Source organism: Cognatundibacterium luofuense (assembly GCF_018139685.1).
GTDB classification, from domain to species: Bacteria; Pseudomonadota; Gammaproteobacteria; order Burkholderiales; family Burkholderiaceae_D; genus Undibacterium; species Undibacterium luofuense.
In genome coordinates, this window is record NZ_JAGSPN010000641.1 from 1 (window position 1) to 283 (window position 283).

General features: G+C 48.4%; 1 protein-coding gene. It reads left to right on the top strand.

Features of this window, described 5'->3' with window-relative positions; all coding sequences use genetic code 11:
• Positions 1–283 (top strand): hypothetical protein (locus KDM89_RS22000; protein WP_212689873.1); only part of this gene is annotated, 283 nt, incomplete at both ends.

A 283-nucleotide genomic window follows, 5' to 3' on the forward strand; every position in this document is an offset into this window, starting at 1 on the left:
CGTCAAACAGGCACAGTGGAATGACGTTGCGATCGAGATCGATTACCAGCCGGGTCACGGATACAACCTGGACCGCATGGTCAAAGGTGTACAGGAATCGCTGACCTATTACAGCAAAAACTTCGGCCCCTATCAACACAAACTGGTCAGGATTATCGAGTTCCCGCGCTATGCCGGCTTTGCACAAGCTTTCCCGAATACCATACCGTTTTCGGAATCGATAGGCTTCATCGCTAAAGTTGACGATAGCAATCCTAAGGATATTGATTATCCGTTTTACGTG